This window comes from Nodularia sp. UHCC 0506 (assembly GCF_034931045.1).
GTDB lineage: Bacteria > Cyanobacteriota > Cyanobacteriia > Cyanobacteriales > Nostocaceae > Nodularia.
Map to the genome: position 1 here is coordinate 1 of NZ_JAYGHH010000072.1, position 17,237 is coordinate 17,237.

Annotated in this window: 15 protein-coding genes and 1 pseudogene; 6 read left to right on the forward strand and 10 right to left on the reverse strand. The window is 41.8% G+C overall.

Annotated elements, in window-relative coordinates; all coding sequences use genetic code 11:
- Positions 1-13: 13 nt before the first annotated feature.
- Positions 14-1,762 carry a DNA repair protein RecN gene (recN, locus tag VB654_RS23885; RefSeq protein WP_323216328.1) on the reverse strand — a complete coding sequence of 583 codons (1,749 nt, stop codon included), beginning with the start codon at positions 1,760-1,762 and terminating at the stop codon, positions 14-16.
- Positions 1,763-2,037: 275 nt separating this feature from the next.
- Here recN and VB654_RS23890 point away from each other — a divergent pair, with 275 nt between their 5' ends.
- Positions 2,038-4,056 carry an AarF/ABC1/UbiB kinase family protein gene (locus VB654_RS23890; protein ID WP_323216329.1) on the forward strand — a complete coding sequence of 673 codons (2,019 nt, stop codon included), beginning with the start codon at positions 2,038-2,040 and terminating at the stop codon, positions 4,054-4,056.
- Between the two features lie 79 nt (positions 4,057-4,135).
- Here the strand turns inward: VB654_RS23890 and VB654_RS23895 are convergent.
- The 6 genes and pseudogenes from VB654_RS23895 to VB654_RS23920 form a co-directional block, all read right to left on the reverse strand.
- Positions 4,136-4,441: pseudogene (locus tag VB654_RS23895) on the reverse strand (RNA-dependent DNA polymerase); the annotation flags it as partial.
- Complete coding sequence (gene avd / locus VB654_RS23900) at positions 4,442-4,798, reverse strand: diversity-generating retroelement protein Avd (protein ID WP_323216330.1); 357 nt, start codon at positions 4,796-4,798, stop codon at positions 4,442-4,444.
- 143 nt (positions 4,799-4,941) lie between these two features.
- A complete protein-coding gene (locus tag VB654_RS23905) occupies positions 4,942-6,324 on the reverse strand; it encodes an SUMF1/EgtB/PvdO family nonheme iron enzyme (protein WP_323216331.1) in 1,383 nt (460 codons plus the stop codon).
- Between the two features lie 470 nt (positions 6,325-6,794).
- Positions 6,795-7,256, reverse strand: coding sequence for a hypothetical protein (locus tag VB654_RS23910; RefSeq protein WP_323216332.1), 462 nt, complete (start codon positions 7,254-7,256; stop codon positions 6,795-6,797).
- Between the two features lie 91 nt (positions 7,257-7,347).
- Positions 7,348-7,782, reverse strand: a complete 435-nt coding sequence (locus VB654_RS23915; RefSeq protein WP_323216333.1) for a hypothetical protein — start codon at positions 7,780-7,782, stop codon at positions 7,348-7,350.
- Between the two features lie 161 nt (positions 7,783-7,943).
- Complete coding sequence (locus VB654_RS23920) at positions 7,944-11,000, reverse strand: valine--tRNA ligase (protein ID WP_323216334.1); 3,057 nt, start codon at positions 10,998-11,000, stop codon at positions 7,944-7,946.
- 58 nt (positions 11,001-11,058) lie between these two features.
- Here VB654_RS23920 and VB654_RS23925 point away from each other — a divergent pair, with 58 nt between their 5' ends.
- A complete protein-coding gene (locus VB654_RS23925; protein ID WP_323216335.1) occupies positions 11,059-11,475 on the forward strand; it encodes a GxxExxY protein in 417 nt (138 codons plus the stop codon).
- A 60-nt stretch (positions 11,476-11,535) separates the two neighbouring features.
- Here the strand turns inward: VB654_RS23925 and VB654_RS23930 are convergent, their stop codons facing one another.
- Positions 11,536-12,798 (reverse strand): FGGY-family carbohydrate kinase, encoded by a 1,263-nt coding sequence (locus tag VB654_RS23930; RefSeq protein ID WP_323216337.1) that lies wholly within the window; start codon positions 12,796-12,798, stop codon positions 11,536-11,538.
- Between the two features lie 147 nt (positions 12,799-12,945).
- Between VB654_RS23930 and psaM the strand changes: the two genes are divergently transcribed.
- Both psaM and VB654_RS23940 read left to right on the forward strand, forming a co-directional pair.
- Positions 12,946-13,041 (forward strand): photosystem I reaction center subunit XII, encoded by a 96-nt coding sequence (gene psaM, locus VB654_RS23935; protein WP_006196319.1) that lies wholly within the window; start codon positions 12,946-12,948, stop codon positions 13,039-13,041.
- 641 nt (positions 13,042-13,682) lie between these two features.
- Entirely contained in the window at positions 13,683-14,093 is a 411-nt protein-coding gene (locus VB654_RS23940) for a hypothetical protein (protein ID WP_323216338.1), read from the forward strand.
- A 64-nt stretch (positions 14,094-14,157) separates the two neighbouring features.
- On the opposite strand, the gene VB654_RS23945 is transcribed toward VB654_RS23940, so the two are convergent.
- Positions 14,158-14,889 carry a tetratricopeptide repeat protein gene (locus tag VB654_RS23945; protein ID WP_323216340.1) on the reverse strand — a complete coding sequence of 244 codons (732 nt, stop codon included), beginning with the start codon at positions 14,887-14,889 and terminating at the stop codon, positions 14,158-14,160.
- 456 nt (positions 14,890-15,345) lie between these two features.
- Between VB654_RS23945 and VB654_RS23950 the strand changes: the two genes are divergently transcribed.
- Together VB654_RS23950 and VB654_RS23955 are read left to right on the forward strand one after the other, a co-directional pair.
- Positions 15,346-15,810 carry a hypothetical protein gene (locus VB654_RS23950; protein ID WP_323216341.1) on the forward strand — a complete coding sequence of 155 codons (465 nt, stop codon included), beginning with the start codon at positions 15,346-15,348 and terminating at the stop codon, positions 15,808-15,810.
- Between the two features lie 11 nt (positions 15,811-15,821).
- Positions 15,822-16,379 carry a glutathione S-transferase family protein gene (locus tag VB654_RS23955; RefSeq protein ID WP_323216342.1) on the forward strand — a complete coding sequence of 186 codons (558 nt, stop codon included), beginning with the start codon at positions 15,822-15,824 and terminating at the stop codon, positions 16,377-16,379.
- A gap of 118 nt (positions 16,380-16,497) precedes the next feature.
- Here the strand turns inward: VB654_RS23955 and VB654_RS23960 are convergent.
- The coding region (locus VB654_RS23960) for a transposase (RefSeq protein WP_323216343.1) at positions 16,498-17,237 on the reverse strand (740 nt) is incomplete at its 5' end.

Consider the following 17,237-nt stretch of genomic DNA (forward strand, 5'->3'; position numbering starts at 1 on the left):
ACTCGGGTAACGGCTAAATTATTTCTTGGCGACGATGATTAGCTGCTTGTAATAATAAAGACTCTGCAAAAGCGATCGCATCTGTGGCTGATTTCCCGCCAGCTAACTGCGCTAGTTCTTCCCGGCGATGGCTGAGATTTTCTAAATTAGTGACTCTAACTACAGTCCTCTGCTCAGTATGACCATTGCTGGTTTTTTTACCTTTACCTTGAGTAATAGTTTGCTTATCTACACGGAAATGTCGGTCAGCCATTGCTGCAACTAAGGGTTGATGGGTGACACATAATACTTGGTTATTTTGACTAAGTTGATGTAATTTTTCCGCGATCGCCTGAGCAACTCTCCCAGAAACTCCCACATCAATTTCATCAAATACCATTGTTTCGGCAGTATCTACTTGACAAAAACACGCTTTTAGTGCTAACAAAAACCGACTCATTTCACCACCAGAGGCGATCGCAATTAAAGGTTGCAGTGGTTCCCCAGGGTTAGGGCTAAACATAAAGGTAATTTTGTCTGCACCTGCGGCTGTGGGGGAAATAGGGGTGATTTCCACCTGAAACTTCACCTTTTCCATCGCTAAAGGCTTAAGTTCACCCAGCAATTGAGATTCTAAATGCGCTGCGGTTTGACGACGCAATTTAGTTAACTTGGCACAAGCTTGGGTAAGCTGGGCATAACAGGCTGTTTCCTGCTGTTCTAGACTTTCAATCGAGTGTTCGCTATCATTCAGTTCTGCTAATTCCCCTTGGATGCGTTGATAATATGCGATCGCTTCTGTCAGAGTCGGGCCATACTTGCGACAAATTTGTTTTAATTCTTGAATCCGCTCTTCTACTTCTTGCAATCGTTGGGGATCAGCTTCTAAACTACTTCCATAAGCATTAATTTGTCTTCCCACCTCAATCATCACAGTTTGAGCATCTCTAACCAAATCTAACAGGGGTTGCAGTTGGAAATCATACTCTACCATGTCAATTAATGTGGCTTCGCTGTCCCCCAATAAATCTGCGGCGGCTGGGGTTTCATTATCGTTTTGATACAAGGACTGATACACCTTGTAACTCATCTGTTGCAGTTCCACGACATGATTGAGGCGTTCCCGTTCCTGTACCAGTTGTTCCCATTCCTGGGGATCATCGAGGTTAGCAGTTCCTAATTCCTGGATTTGATAGGTAAGGAGGTCGAGTTGTTGTAGGCGTTCCCGTTCTGATGTCCGGCGTTTTTCTAAGACCAGATGAGCTTTTTGGTAATTACTAAAGGCTGTAGTGATGATCTGACGCTGTTGCAGCAGTGAGTCGCCACCGTACACATCTAACCATTCCCGGACTTGGGCAGATTGTCCCACCTGTACAGTTTGACCTTGGGCGGTAATTTCCACCAGGCGATCGCGCAAACCTCCCATAATTTGCCGATTTACCAACACCCCATTCACCCGTGACCGACTGCGGATATTACTGGTAGTGGCGGTAATTTCTCGGCTAACTATGACACAGTTATCTTCAATTAAATCGATTTCCTGTTCAATTAACCAAGCCGTTAAGGGAGGATTAGATGTAAAAGTAGCTTCTACCGTTGAGCGATTCGTCCCCGTGCGAATGACTCGACTAGAGACTTTACCGCCCAAAGCCGCATCAATAGCATCTAAGATAATCGATTTTCCTGCACCGGTTTCACCTGTCAATACATTCAGTCCGGGGCCAAATTCCAGTTCTAGTTGGTCAATCAGGGCAAAATTTTGGATTCGTAGGCAAAGCAACATCAAGCCAAATTCTCCTTTGTTCCTGAGTTTTGAGTGCTAAGTTTGTCAGAGAATTTGGAGTCAAGCCCTTTGCACTTAGCACTTAGAAAACTAGAAATATCTACTATTATTGAACTAACACGCCCATTTTTAAGTGTAGCAAAACTCTTGATGGCTTTTACCTGATAATTATTTATTGGGAGTAGTCATGAAAAATTTTCCCCTTCGAGGGATGCTTGTTTGTAAACTTATTGTTACAATACTTTACATAATTAATCCGACCAGTGGCTGACTTCATGATTGTCAAGACACTTCCCCCGACTTCCCGAAAAACCGAGGACGAACCACAAGTGACTGAAGTATTAACAGAAAATGGCCAATCAACTTTGGTTGTTCGTTCACCGAAACGCATAATTGACCAAAGTTTAGAGACTGATGCCATACTTTACGATCCCCAAGAGATAGGAGAATATTATCGCCACCGCCCCCTAAAAGTTTTACAACGGATTTTCGCCGTGTTGGGGCCGACTATTTCCTTTGTTTTTGGGTTGTGGTGGGACAGCCGCCGGGGAATAGCCGTGAAAAAAGACCAACGTCGAGCGGTGCAGTTGCGAGAATTACTCACCAAACTGGGGCCGGCTTATATTAAAATTGGACAGGCTTTATCCACTAGACCGGATTTAGTTCCCCCTGCGTATCTAGAAGAATTAACCAGGTTACAAGACCAACTACCGCCATTTGCCAACGAAATTGCATACCAATTTATTGAAGAAGAATTAGGCGCACCACCCCCAGATATTTACGCCGAACTTTCACCCCAGCCAATCGCCGCAGCTTCTTTGGGGCAAGTTTATAAAGGTAAGCTCAAAACTGGTGAAGAAGTCGCCATTAAAGTTCAACGCCCTGATTTAAGAGAAAGAATTACCATTGACTTGTTTATTTTGCGCCAACTGGCCGCTTGGGTAAAAAATAAAGTTAAAAAAATCCGCAGTGACTTAGTTGGTATTCTCGATGAATTAGGCGATCGCATCTTTGAAGAGATGGATTATATTCATGAGGGAGAAAATGCCGAACGCTTCTTTGAGTTATATGGTCATATAGAAGATATTTACGTTCCGAAGATTTACTGGGAATATACAAATCGTCGCGTGTTGACGATGGAGTGGATAACCGGCACAAAATTAACCCAAACAGCCGAAATTAACGCCCAAGGTATAGATGCTCGTTATTTGATTGAAGTGGGTGTGCAATGCTCCCTACGCCAGCTACTAGAACACGGATTTTTCCATGCTGACCCCCACCCAGGTAATTTGTTAGCTACACCAGATGGAAAATTGGCTTATCTCGACTTTGGCATGATGAGTGAGGTACAGCCACCCCAAAGATATGGTTTAATTGAAGCGATCGTTCACGTAGTTAACCGTGACTTTGAAGGTTTAGCCAACGACTACGTAAAGTTAGATTTTTTATCCCCAGAAACAGACTTAACCCCAATTATTCCCGCATTTGCCAGAGTGTTTGCTGATGCTCAAGGAGCCAGTGTTGCTGACTTAAACATCAAAAGCATCACAGATGAACTTTCAGCTTTGATGTATGAGTATCCTTTCCGAGTTCCGCCCTACTACGCTTTAATTATTCGCTCCCTGGTAACTTTGGAAGGTATTGCCATATATATAGACCCGGAATTCAAAGTTCTCAGCGAAGCATATCCTTATGTTGCGAAACGCCTGTTAACCGACCAAGCACCGCAATTAAGAACATCTTTGCAAAACTTGTTGTTTAAAGATGAAAAATTCCGTTGGAATCGGTTAGAAAACTTGCTCCGTAACGCGAAGAAAAATCAAGATTACGACTTCAATCTAGTTTTAGACCAGGGAGTAGAATTTCTCTCCTCTGAACGTGGTGCATTTATCCGTGACAGGTTAGTAGATGAATTTTTGAATGGAATCAATGCTGTAGGCAAAAATGTTCTGCACAACTTCACTTATGTACTGCGAGAACGAGTAGGTTTAACAGCAGTTAACGAAACCCCAGGGGCGACAGTTGAACAACAACAAACCTTAGAGCATATTAAAAATATTCTAAATATTCTCCAAGCCACCCGTGGTTTTGACCCATTACAATTAGCGCCCCAACTGGCTCAATTGTTAGTAAATCCTGGTGTTCAGCGTTTGGGTCAACAAATTACCAATCGTCTGACACAGAAAGCCCTCGCCCGCTTAATTCGTGAGTTATTAGCGGCGGAAGAAGTCAACAACAATCAAGGTCGAGCGTTAGCGAAACCTGCAAGAGCATCTTTACCTGTAAAAGTGTAGGATTTGCTGGGTGAAACACCTAGATTAATATTGTGGGGTGGGCATCCTGCCCGCCTTTGTGTATGTTGATTACGAGTGCGATAAAGCTGGATTCAATTAGAGGTACAATAATATTACATAAAGTATGATGTACTACTCTATCTCGGTAGGGAGCAGCAGAAATCATGCGAATTTTTGGCTATTTAATGTAAAAGGTTCTATATTCGCCCGGCTGATAAGTTTGATTAGTTAGTTCTGTTTGTAATTGAACTAATTCTGCTTCTAAATTATAGTTAAAAGCTAAAACATTTTCTCGAAATCTTTTACCTCTTTGGGCTTTTTTAGCGGCTATTAGGAGATTTTCAAAATTAATAATTTGATGATAAAGATTCCCGTAACGTTTCATTTAATTTTTTACAGATTTTTGGTAATTGCTTTGTTGTTTAATCCAACCACCTAAATCTACACCAATTTCATTAATTAATTTGCCTGCATATTCATATCGGTGGATGGGAATTAAATTAAAATCAAATAATATTCTAGTTTGATATTTTAAAATATCTATAATGCTTTTAAGTGGTTCTAACACACTGAGTTTTTCTTGGCGATAGCGAGCAGTTAATAAGCCCTCTAGTAAATCATATAATTGATTTGTCATTCTGTCACCCAAGGTAAATTTATGAATCTTGGGCAACCGAGTCAGAATTGGGATGTACCATTTAATCAGGTCATAGGTTTTTTGGATGATTGGTAATTCTTCCATTGAATATTTGAGTAATTTTGTTGTTTGGTTTACAAAATAGATTTTATATGTTATCTTAGATTATAAGAGTGTATATCTGTAAAAAAATTGATCGCTCCGTTTCACTACGCTAGGAAAGGGCAAAGAGGAACAAGAGCAAAGGACTAAAGAGTCCTCGCCGCCGCACCACTACAGACAACCCGAAAACCGATAAAGGAGTACGCGTAGTCTGGGTTGACGTAGTAGCGATAGGCAGAACGACAGCCGCCAGGATTGTTGAGCCACGAACCACCACGCAGCAGCCGCCTACTTTGATTATCATTATCTATCCAAGCAGCACCATTATCAGGCGCATCTTTATAGTTACTGTGCCAGGTATCTAGACACCATTCCCACAGATTTCCGTGCATATCATACAAGCCAAAGGCATTAGGAGGAAAGCTGCCTACAGGCCTTGTTTTTTGCCGATACTGTCCTTTAGGGCTATTACCATAAGTGTAGTTACCATCATAGTTAGCCACTTCAGTTGTAATTATATCACCAAAATGGAAATGTGTGACAGTGCCTGCACGACAAGCATATTCCCATTCTGACTCACTGGGTAGTCGATAATCACGACCTGTTTTTTGAGACAGTCTCTTGCAAAACTCATCTGCATCATACCACGAAATGCGCTCTACAGGAAGATTACCATCCCCTTGAAAATGAGATAGTCGAGTATCTAGTTTTCTCTTAATTTGTGGAAAAGATGCAGCCACTCTTGCCCATTGTGCTTGAGTAACTAAGTATCTTCCCATATAAAAGGATGGAACTGTTACTTGGTGTTCGGGGCGTTCATCATCGCTGCTTCCTTCCTCTTTTTCGGAAGCACCCATCATAAAAGTATCACCAGGAATCTTAACCATTTCTAGCTTTACATCATGACCTAAATCTTCTGTAAAACCTTGAGCTTCTCTTGGATAATCATTACGCTGAATTTCATAGCTGATACCACTACTATTCTTTTTTTCCGTTATTGTTAGTTTGGCAAATTTAAACTCGAATTTTTGTACTGCTGGCTGAGAATCAGATATATTTGGTGGCGGAGGTGGCGTAGTAAATGAAGAATGGTAATATCCTAATGAACTCAATCGCTGATTAATCAAAGAAGCAATTTCTTTAGGTTTTCGATCTTTGATATCAATATAACCGTCAATTGAAAATAGACCAGATACATCACCACCATCTATGCGAATTGGCATAATTGCTGATGGGGATTTCTGAATTTTGGTTTTTATTAAGTCACGTATAGCACGCCATTCTAAACGACACCACTCTTTTTTTTCATAATCTTTACCAATAAAAATAACAACTAAATCACATTGCTTATGATAAATATTTTGTAAGTATGTATCTAGATTAAGTCTGGCAAGTTCGGCTTCATAAAAATTGTCATAAAAGACTTTTTGTTTACCCCATTCCATTGCTAATTCTTGTGCAACCTCTTTTACAAAAGGTCTATATTCTCCAGCAAACGAAAGTCCTACTCGAAATCGCAAATCCGTCATTAATATAGCCTCACTGTGGATTATTTGATGATTTTAGCCAATTCAAATACAAATGTGCATTTTTTCAGCGTTTTGTGAGTTTAGACTTAGCCTAGCACTTTTCTACATAGTAATAAATAGGGAGCATCCCAGTTTTTATTTTGCAACAAGAGAATAATTGTCATTGCGTTCGCGTAGCGTCTCGCAGAGAGGAGGAACGACGAAGCAATCGTATAGGTTTGTTGTTAGTTTGCGATTGCTTCACTCCACTTCGTTCCGTATGGCTAAAGCCACGCTACGCGAACGCAATGACGCGCAAAAAAGTGGGATGCTCCCTAATAAATAGAGATACGACTAAAATCTCAAAATTTATCAGTTTTTAATTACTTCGTAAAAATAAAAATATATTTAAATTTTGATGATCATTGAGAAATGAACAAAAATATCAGATCCCCGACTTCTTGAAGAAGTCGGGGATCTAAGCATCTCGACTATAAAATGAAATATCTGGCAATAATGACGGTGATTAATAATGTTAAATAAAACGGGTAAACAGAAAAAGAAAGACTAGAGGTAAATAATAAATTGACAACATTCATGCCTTTTGGTGGCTTCAGCATAAAAAGCTGATCAATTGTTACTTCACCTGAATGTAACTCTTTGACAAAATCGTTATATATCTCCCGAAAGCTGCGTTCTTGACCCAAATAATATGAATCTAGTAAAAAGAACAGCACAATGGGAATGAGAGATATCCAAGCATAAGTAGGCTTATTCTTATCTGCTAATACTACTAAAGTTGCCGAAACCAGAGAAATACACCAAGTTTTGCAGCTGGCGCTATTATTTGCCATCCGCGCAATAACCCCTTGCAAGATATTCAGATAACTCTGCACAGAGTTAGAATCAGGGTCTACCTTATGTGGTTGTGACTGCGGATTATAGTTACTCACGGAAACTTTTCGCTACTGTTGTGATATTTTAATTCTTATTGTATATCGTTGACGCTGCTTGATTAAATCCAAAATAGAATCGAGCTAAGATTTAACCTAATTCCCTATTGTGACCATTTCTATCACGTTTGAGACTTTCTTCTAAAGCTTGAATCTGTTCTCTACGGGCTTCCAATTCTAGAGAACGACGCGCTAAATCTTGATTTTGTAAAGTTAGGGATTGTCTCCAATCTTCAGCGCGTTCCGCTTCTTTTTGCAAGTCAGCCGATGTCATACCAATGCTGAGGAAAGTTTGCACTAAATGTAGTACCCAGTTGCTTGCATCTTCTAAACTTTCAATATCACCTGTAGAGGAAAGGGTCACTAGAACTAGCAAGTTATTACTCATGGTAATTCCTTTACCCAACAAAATAAAACTTTCTTCTGGGATAACTACCCAGAGGTTTTGAGTTTCTTGACGTGCTAACAAGCGTAATTGATACTTGTCTAAAAATTCATTTTTATTAACTTGAGCTAGATATAGCATGGCTTTAGTTTCAGATTTGAATTGCCAAAATATTTTTAAGTTTAAATTTAATCTAAGTAGGTACAGGGCGGGCAAGATGCCCACCCCATAAGATTTATCATCTTAATATGTGTACCTGATTTGCTGTGAAAGTGCTGTAACTCAACTGTTATCCATTACAGCTATAGTAAACTACTCAAGCGATCGCGCAAAATTTCGGCTTGTTTTTCAGCTTCTGCTAAAGACTCCTTTACCCCCTGTACCACATCGGCGGGGGCTTTATCCACAAATTTAGGATTGCTTAACCTTGCACTCAAAGACTTAGCCTCTGCTTCAGCTTTATTCAGGGTTTTTTCCAGTTTGGCACGCAAAGTAGCAATATCTACCACATCACCACTTAGAGGAATTACCACTTGCACAGTACCCACCACTCCAGAGATGGCATTTTCTGGTGCTGGGGGTTGTTCTAATTGTGTCTGTAATATTTCTTTCTGAGGCGTTGGGGGGAAAAACTTAGCCAAAAACTGTTCTCTCGCCTGTTGTTTCAGGATAATTTGGACAACAAACCAAGATGTATAACCCAAACCAACTACTTCAAAGAATGTGCCAATCAAGGGAATTTCATACACTGCTTTTCCCGTAGCCAACCCGATTCTCGCAAAGACCAGCACCGCGATAATTAAGCCAATTGTCTTCAAACCCCTCTGAGGTTTTTTCTCAACAGTTTTAGGGCTGTTAAACTCTGTTTCCGGCGTTTTTTGCACACCAGCACTTCGGCTGCGCTCAGTACAAGCAATAGTTAAATTCTCCACTTTGGCCAAATCTTGAATATAAGCCTGTCCCGCCGTGAGGATTTGCTGTTCTTGGGGATTCTCAGTTTGTAAATTAGCCGTAATTTTCGCCCCTGGCTTAATATCCGCCTCAGCCCGTAAATTCCGAATTGTGCGAATTGTGCCAATTAGTAATTCAAACTGTGTTTCTAAATCAGAATTAATCAGGTTATTATCTGCTTCAGGATAGGGTTGCAAAGATAAAGTTGCTAAAGAATCGGCTGGTTGTTGGGTGAAAGTTTGCCAAATTTCTTCAGTAATATGAGGCATTAATGGATGCAGTAATTTTAAAATTCCTTCCAGTACATAAGCTAAAATTTGTTGTGCTACCTGGCGCGATGCTGGGTCTGCATCTTTTTGTAACCGGGATTTAACTAATTCAATATACCAGTCGCAAAAATCACCCCAGATAAATTCATACAGACCTTTGGCAGCTTCTCCTAAACCGTAGTGATCAATATAATTACTAGTTTGGTTGATAACTTGATGATAACGGGAAATAATCCAGCGATCGCTTAATTCTGTAGGAATTGGTTGACCAAGTTGTGCTGGGGTTTGTCCATCCAAATTCATCATTACAAATCGGGCTGCATTCCACAACTTATTAGCAAAGTTACGCGAAGCTTCCACCGATGCAGACTCATCCTTTTTGCGGTCATATTCCAAGCGGATATTTTGACCCGCCCCTGCAACTTCTTTAATTAAGGTATAGCGCAGCGCATCAGTTCCATATTTGTCAATTAATAACAGTGGGTCAATACCATTACCTTTAGTCTTCGACATTTTCTGACCATTTTCATCCAGCACTAACCCGTGGATGTAAACATCATTAAATGGCATTTTTCCAGTAAAGTGTCCGGCCATCATGGTCATTCTGGCAACCCAGAAAAAGATGATATCAAAACCAGTGACTAAAGTACTGTTAGGATAATAAGTCGCTAAATCTTGAGTTTGTTCTGGCCAACCCAAAGTAGAAAACGGCCAGAGTCCAGAAGAAAACCAAGTATCTAATACATCTGGATCTTGTTCTAACTTGACATCTGCCCCAAATTGTGATTTAGCTTTTTCCCAAGCCTCATCTGCTGATTTGGCGACAATAAACGGGGTATTATCGGTAATTTGACCACCAGTTTCACTGACAGCATACCAAGCTGGAATTTGATGACCCCACCATAGTTGACGAGAGATACACCAATCTTTTAATTTGACTAACCAATCACGATAAACCTTTGTCCAGCGTTGGGGGATAAACTCCGGCGTATTTTGATTGTCGAGAAATTCCAAGGCGTTATCAGCCATCGGGCGAATTTTGACAAACCACTGAGTAGATAATAATGGTTCAACTGGTACTTTACCGCGATCGCTATAAGGAACGGTATGCTTATAATCCTCCACTTTCACTAGCACACCATCGGCCTCTAAGCGAGAAACCACATTTTTTCGAGCTACAAAGCGGTCTTGTCCTTGGAACTCCCCAGCGTTATCATTGAGAGTCCCGTCTTTATTCATAATATTGATTGACGGCAGATTGTGACGCTTACCCATTTCAAAATCATTGGGGTCATGGGCTGGAGTCACTTTTACGCAACCAGTCCCAAATTTCGGGTCAACAAACTCATCGCCAATAATCGGAATTTCCCGATTCATAATTGGCAGAGTTAAGGTTTTGCCAATCAAATGTTTATATCTGTCATCATTGGGATTAACCGCCACACCAGTATCACCCAGCATAGTTTCTGGTCGAGTTGTCGCCACTTCCACAAACCCAGAATTATCACTGAGGGGATAGCGGAAATGCCAAAGATTCCCATCAACTTCTTGATTATCCACTTCCACATCAGACACCGCCGACCCAGAAGCGGGACACCAATTAACTAAATATTCGCCCCGATAAATCAATCCTGATTCGTAGAGACTGACAAAGGCTTCCAAAACAGCTTGCGATAAACCTGCATCTAAAGTAAAGCGTTCCCTTGTCCAGTCAACGGAGACACCGAGGCGTTTTAACTGATTAACAATTGTACCTTCAGAATCGGCTTTCCATTGCCAAGCCCGTTCTAAGAATTGTTCGCGTCCCAGTTCGTAGCGAGTTTTACCTTCTTTTTTGAGTTGTTTTTCCAACATCGTGTGGACGGCGATGCTGGCGTGGTCGGTTCCCGGAACCCAGAGGGTATTGCGCCCTTTCATGCGGTGGTAGCGGATGAGGGTATCGATTAAGGCACTTTCAAAGGCGTGACCCATGTGTAAACTGCCGGTGACGTTGGGAGGGGGAATGACGATGCAGTAAGGTTCACCGGTGTGGTTGGGGTCAGCTTTGTAGACTTGGTTTTCTTCCCAAAATTTTTGCCATTTGGCTTCGGTGGTGAATGGGTCGTAGAGGCTGGGGAGGTTGGTAATGTTTGCGGTCATGCTGGGAATACTAATTCTGGAGGGACTTTTATAAATTTTGCCATAGGGGAGAGGGTTGATGGAAAAAACGAACCGCAGAGGCGCAGAGGACACAGAGGAAGGAGATTTGAGAGAGTTAACGGGGGCGGTAATTGGGGCGGCTATTGAGGTGCATCGGATTTTGGGGCCTGGGTTTTTGGAAGACGTGTATAAGGAGGCGTTAATTATCGAATTGTTCAGGCGTGGGATAGCTCATGAATTTGAAAAGCCTGTAACAATAAATTACAAAGAACATGAAGTAGGTACAGGGAGATTAGATTTTTTGATTGCCAATTGTCTCATTGTGGAATTGAAAGCCGTCCAAAATTTAACTCCAATACACGAAGCCCAAGTCCTCTCCTACCTAAAAATGACCAAAAAACCCCTCGCCCTCCTAATCAACTTTAACGTCCCCCTCCTCAAAGACGGCATCAAACGTATCATCCTCTCCTCATAACTCCTCCCTCTGCGCCCTCTGCGTCTCTGCGGTATGCGCTACGCGCACGCTACGCGAACGTTAAAAAAATCCACCCACCCCCCGCAAAGCCAAAAGCGCCGAACCAAAAGCAGCCTCAGTATGCACCGAAGAAACCACAGACACCCCTAAAACACCTTCCCGAATAGCACACCAAACACTATTCCCCGCCCCACCCCCAGCCGTATAAACACGAATCAACCCATCCGCCCCCATTTCCTGCAATAAACCATAGCCACGCCCCTCAATCCTAGCCATACCCTCCAACAACCCATGCAAAAACTGCACCGGGTCATCAGGACGTGGTGATAATCGTGGCGGTAAATCAGGATCATTAATCGGAAAGCGATCGCCTGGCCGCAACAAAGGATAATAATCTAAACCACTAGCTGTATTCACATCAATCTGACTACTCAACCTTTCCAACTCAGCCGCACTAAAAAAATGCTTTAACACAGCCCCCCCAGTATTAGAAGCCCCCCCAGTCAGCCACAAATTACCCAAACGATGGCTGTATATACCGTATCGTGAATCCTCCACACGCCTCCGACTCAATAATTTAACTACCAACGTTGAACCCAAAGAAGTTACAGCTTCCCCCGGCGATTTTGCCCCACTAGCCAGAAAAGCCGCAATACTATCAGTTGTCCCAGCACACACCACACAATCAGCAGGAAAATTAAACTGAGTGGCAATTTCCGGGCGTAATTTGGCTATAGGAGTCCCAGGAGTTAAAACTTTTGGTAGCTGAATTGGTAATTGCAGTTTCTCTAACCATGCGGGATATTTTAACTGTTCCACGTCATAACCGAGCTTTAAAGCGTTGTGATCATCGCTAATTCCCAAATGGCCATGTAGCAGAAATCCTAACCAATCAGCTTGATGCAGAAAATATCTCGCCTGACTAAAACTAGGTTGTTGCATCATCCATAACAATTTAGCCAGGCTGGAAGTAGGACTCAAAACATTATGATGCGGTGGTGCAATATTTTTCAACTGCTCCAGCACCACTGATCCCCGTGGATCGTTGTACAGTAAAGGTGCATCCACAGGCTTACCAGCAGCATCAGTTAGTAAAACCGTAGATGAAGTACCATTAATAGCGATCGCTTTCACATTTTGGCGCAATTTCTCAGGTATTTGTGCCAGGAGTGCAAATAAAGCCGTTTCCCACACAGTTGCTAAGTCAGAAACTGCCCCATCTGGCCAAGGATACTTGATTTGTGCCTCGGTGCTGGCTTCACGATTAATCACCACACCCCTAACGCCAGAAGTACCAAAATCGATCCCCAAATAAAAATTCATAATTTATAAGTTTTTTTAATCATGGCTACTGCTGAATCACTGCTTATGTTGCATCTTGTAACAAGATATTCCACATTCTTGGCAAAACAGGGAAAAGTAGTAAACGAACGGTTCAATATTGATTTGAAGCTCAGGAGGGTTCCGACCATGCCTATCTCAGATACTCAAGTGTACATTGCTCTAGCTGTAGCCCTAATTCCTGGAATTCTGGCTTGGCGTTTAGCAACAGAACTTTATAAGTAACGCCACTTTCTAACATGGTGAGTGGGGCATATTCAAATCGCCCCACACTTAAACAACAATCAGACTAGTACCGCAGGGCGAAAGTCAAAAGTCACAAAGCTTTTATTGTGGGATTGGGAAATTTTTGAAATAGTCCGCCTATTTATGCCTGGCGGTGATAGCCCTGGTTGTTGTCTTTATAGCAAATCGCTGATTTTATAGCGCTACGTATACACGTTAGGACATTGTTGATTACTGAAAGCCTTGAGCTAACTTGGTTTCTACTCAGCACTCAGCACTCAGCACTAAGCACTTTCTTCACTTTGCCATAACAAACGAAAACATGGCAACTCAAAATATTTTGTGAGTACAATAGGACACATCAGAATTTTCCAGACAGAGAAAAACCTGGGGGAGTTATTCGTCAGGAATTGACATCATATTTTAAAAGCATAATAATCTGTCTAAGCGGGTGCTGTTAACTGGATGCCAAAAGCTTTTAAATACCATCTACTTACGGAGATTGAGTTAATTTTTAACTTTTAATATACGTGTAGCAATTGGGAAAAAATGAAGTAATATGACAGCTAAATCAAGTTTTTATCAGTGCCAGTGTGCTTTCTATGATGTTGCCATTTAATCAGTAAGGTTCTTTTAGCATAATGAACGCGAGTCAACCGTCTAGACCACCGCTACAACCTATACAAAAACGCCGGGCTATTCCTAGACCAAAACGGCATCTTCGTCAACGTTCTTACCAGGTTATGGCCCTGGAAACCACAGCAAAAATAGCGGTTAACTTGGCAATTTCTACAGCAGCAGTATCTGCCTTAGTGCAACTTGTGTCTTATCACCGGACACAGCAAGACAGGCTAGGAGAAGTCCGTACAGAAGTCAAGCTAATGGAAGAACGTGTCGAAAATTTACGGGCTGAGTTTCAGCGTAATTTCGATCCCCATCAAGCTCATAGTATTAGACAACAGCAAGCCTATAGATTTGACCCAAATCAACTTCCAGTAGTATTCGTGAATCGAGATGACAAGGAAGTTGAAGTATTAAAGTTATTACCCTAATTTTTAATTGTGAATTCACCATCTTGGAAGTCCCTTAAATGCAGGTAGATGGACTAAACAAAATCTATGAATTGGGATTTCCAGGTAACAACAACTCGTTTAACCAATTGTCAATCTGTAAACGCAATCTGTAACCAGACATAGACAGATCCTTTTTGCGATCTAGTCCTGGTAGTTGAGTCAGGGCGCGACGATAATCAGCGATCGCACAATTCCAATCACCCCAAAGATGATAAGTTCTGCCCCGTTCTGCCCAAATATGACCTTCTAGTTGCCCGAACAGCATTGCTACCTCAAAAGTCTCTATGGCCTCTTCGTATTGTGCCAAATCACGTAAAGTAATCCCTCTGTTAATCCGCGCCCGGACATAACTAGGATTCAAATCAATCGCTTGGTCGTAGTCAGCGAGTGCTGCGGTTAGTTCTGCACGCGCTGCATGGTAATTAGCTCGATTGTTATAAGCGCTAGCTAAATTGGGGTTCAATTGTAGTGCTGTGTTGTAATCACCCAAAGCTTTGGGCATTTCGCCACTCTGAAAATAAATCAAGCCCCGGTTGTTGTAGTTAACGGAATTTTGGGGACGGCGATCAATTAATTCGGTTAGTAAGGCGATCGCCTGAGTATAATCACCTTTTCGAGCTGAACTCAAAGCACAAGAGCGTAAGTAGTCGTCCTCTAAAACAGATCCACCACTACCGTTATTCTCCTGATTTTTGCGATAAAAAGTGCTATTTGACACAAAATTGTATCTATTGTTTTGGTGGTTATCAGAAGCTAAAAATGAATGGCTATTCATATTGTATTGCCTGAGCTACTTGCCCTTTAAAATAAAATTACAGTTTTTGTCGTGATGGTAGTTGCGCCTCTGTGTCAGTTTTTAAGGTGTCTATAATTACTTTCATGTAAGTAACAAAACCGAATTTCATCTCCGACATCCAGAAATGAAAAACTTCACCTTACCTAAACAATTAATGCTCGAACCTAATAATTAATACGTCACCCATAAGTTGAATTCCAGAAAGAATAAATATCAATCTTCAAGACGAAGCAAGTAGTAAGAGCAACAAATTGGTAGAATGCCAACAAGCCTTTCATTTTGCTGATTGCCGAGAAGCCCCACGTCATAGCTGCTTCAGTTTGGTTTAAGATGAACGGCTGTCTGTGCAGGTGTGTCCCCGAAAAAATGCTGTGGGCGACGACAAAGGACAACAGCCAAGCACACATCGTAATTTTTAAGTGTGGAGAAAATCTGATGACAACAGCAATTTCCTATCAAAATGCACCTGATTTAGCGGCTGACGATTATATAGTTATCGGTCTATCAACCTGCTTTATCAAAGAAGACGGGGAAGTTTATCAAGTTGAAGTTGTAGAACCAATTCCTTCTGCGGCTTTAGAAGCTCTGTTAAAAGGTATTCCCACCTCCTATCACTTGGCTTGTGCAACCACTCTCGGATCTATTCTGGATGGCGATACACCTTTGTTACCAGAGGGTTTTCCAGATGCGACTCAGTTTGGAGAAGAATTCGCCCTCCGAGTGTTTGCGGCGGCTCGTACCTACAAGCGTCGTGAAATTGCCAAGTCCCTAATTCCTCTAGGTACAACCTACACTGATTTTCAATATTCCACTGAACGGAAGCGGGTACTCAATGCTGCTAGAGTTGTCAATAAAGAAGACAACGTGAAACAGCATTCTCACACTCACAAAGTTCTTTAACTTAAGTAATTATGCTAAAACTTTACGGCGGCGCTCGTAGTCGAGCGTCTATTATCCAGTGGTATCTGGAAGAACTGGCAGTCCCTTACGAATTTGTCATGTTGGATATGCAGGCGGGCGAACACAAGCAGCCTGAATACCTGAAAATTAACCCAATGGGTAAAGTTCCAGCAATTGTGGATGGAGACTTCCAACTTTGGGAATCCGGGGCAATTTTACTGTATCTTGCCGATAAATACAGCAAAACCCCACTTTCACCAGAAGAACGAGGCATATTTTCCCAGTGGGTCTTATTTAGCAATGCTACCCTTGGTACAGGAATTTTCATAGAAGCAAATCGAGAGCGAGAAATGCCCCGCTTATTAACGCCCTTAAATGAAATATTTGAACGACAATCTTTTTTACTGGGTGATGAGTTCACCGTTGCTGATGTAGCCGTGGGATCTATCCTGGCTTACATTCCCATCATGCTGAAATTAGACCTGAGCGCCTATCCAGGGGTTTTGAACTACATCCAACGTATGTCTGAGCGTCCAGCGTTTCAAAAAAGCATTGGTGGACGTTCTTGATTAAAAAAGTGGGGTGGATTTTTCTCCCTCTATAGTGGGGTGACACAGCTAATTTTGTGCATCAGCATAAATATTTTGGGGTAAGCTTCTGGTTCCGATACTTTTTTGCTAACATTCATTAACAAATACACTCCTTAAGAGAGGGCGTATCAACCAATGCACGCAGGAAAATCCCTCGCGCACCATTCATGTCCCGGCTCATCACCTGCCCGTCAGATGGAGACTTGACGAATTTAGCACCGCCAAGGTTGGGGATGATTTCACCAGTCCAACTGACTGTTTTTGATGTGTACGCTTCGTTGACATCCATAACTACTTTATTAGTCTCAAAAGCCTTATGCTTCAGAAACTGCTTAAATCGGTAGTGAGAGAGTGTTAACATTTGGCGCACTGACTTTGACCTAATCCGTCGCTTCGCCTTCTGAGACATTTGAGATGTTTCAAAGGTTGGCAGTAAAATAATGTCAAAGTTATCAACCAAAAACCGAGCAGTTTTCTTGTGCAATTCGTCTACAAGGTTTTTGATTTTACCTCGCAGTCTACTGGCGGACAGCTTCATCCTTCTTCTTTGTTTGCACTTGGCTTTAGTGAATTTAGAAATTAACTTATCCAAACGAAAACATAGCTTCTGAATTTGCAAATTAGCAGCTGTTCCAATTTCACCAAAACTACATTCAGAAAAGAAGGTGATAAATGTTCTGATGCCGGGGTCAAGTGCCACAACACGTCCTTGGTTATCAGACTTTTGTTGTGGTACGTCCTCTGGAACTGTCAAATAGTAATCACGGTATGCAAACACTAAACGACAGTCGCCAAAGCTTTGTGGTAAGGCTTCTTTAAAGGTTGCCCCATCTAATA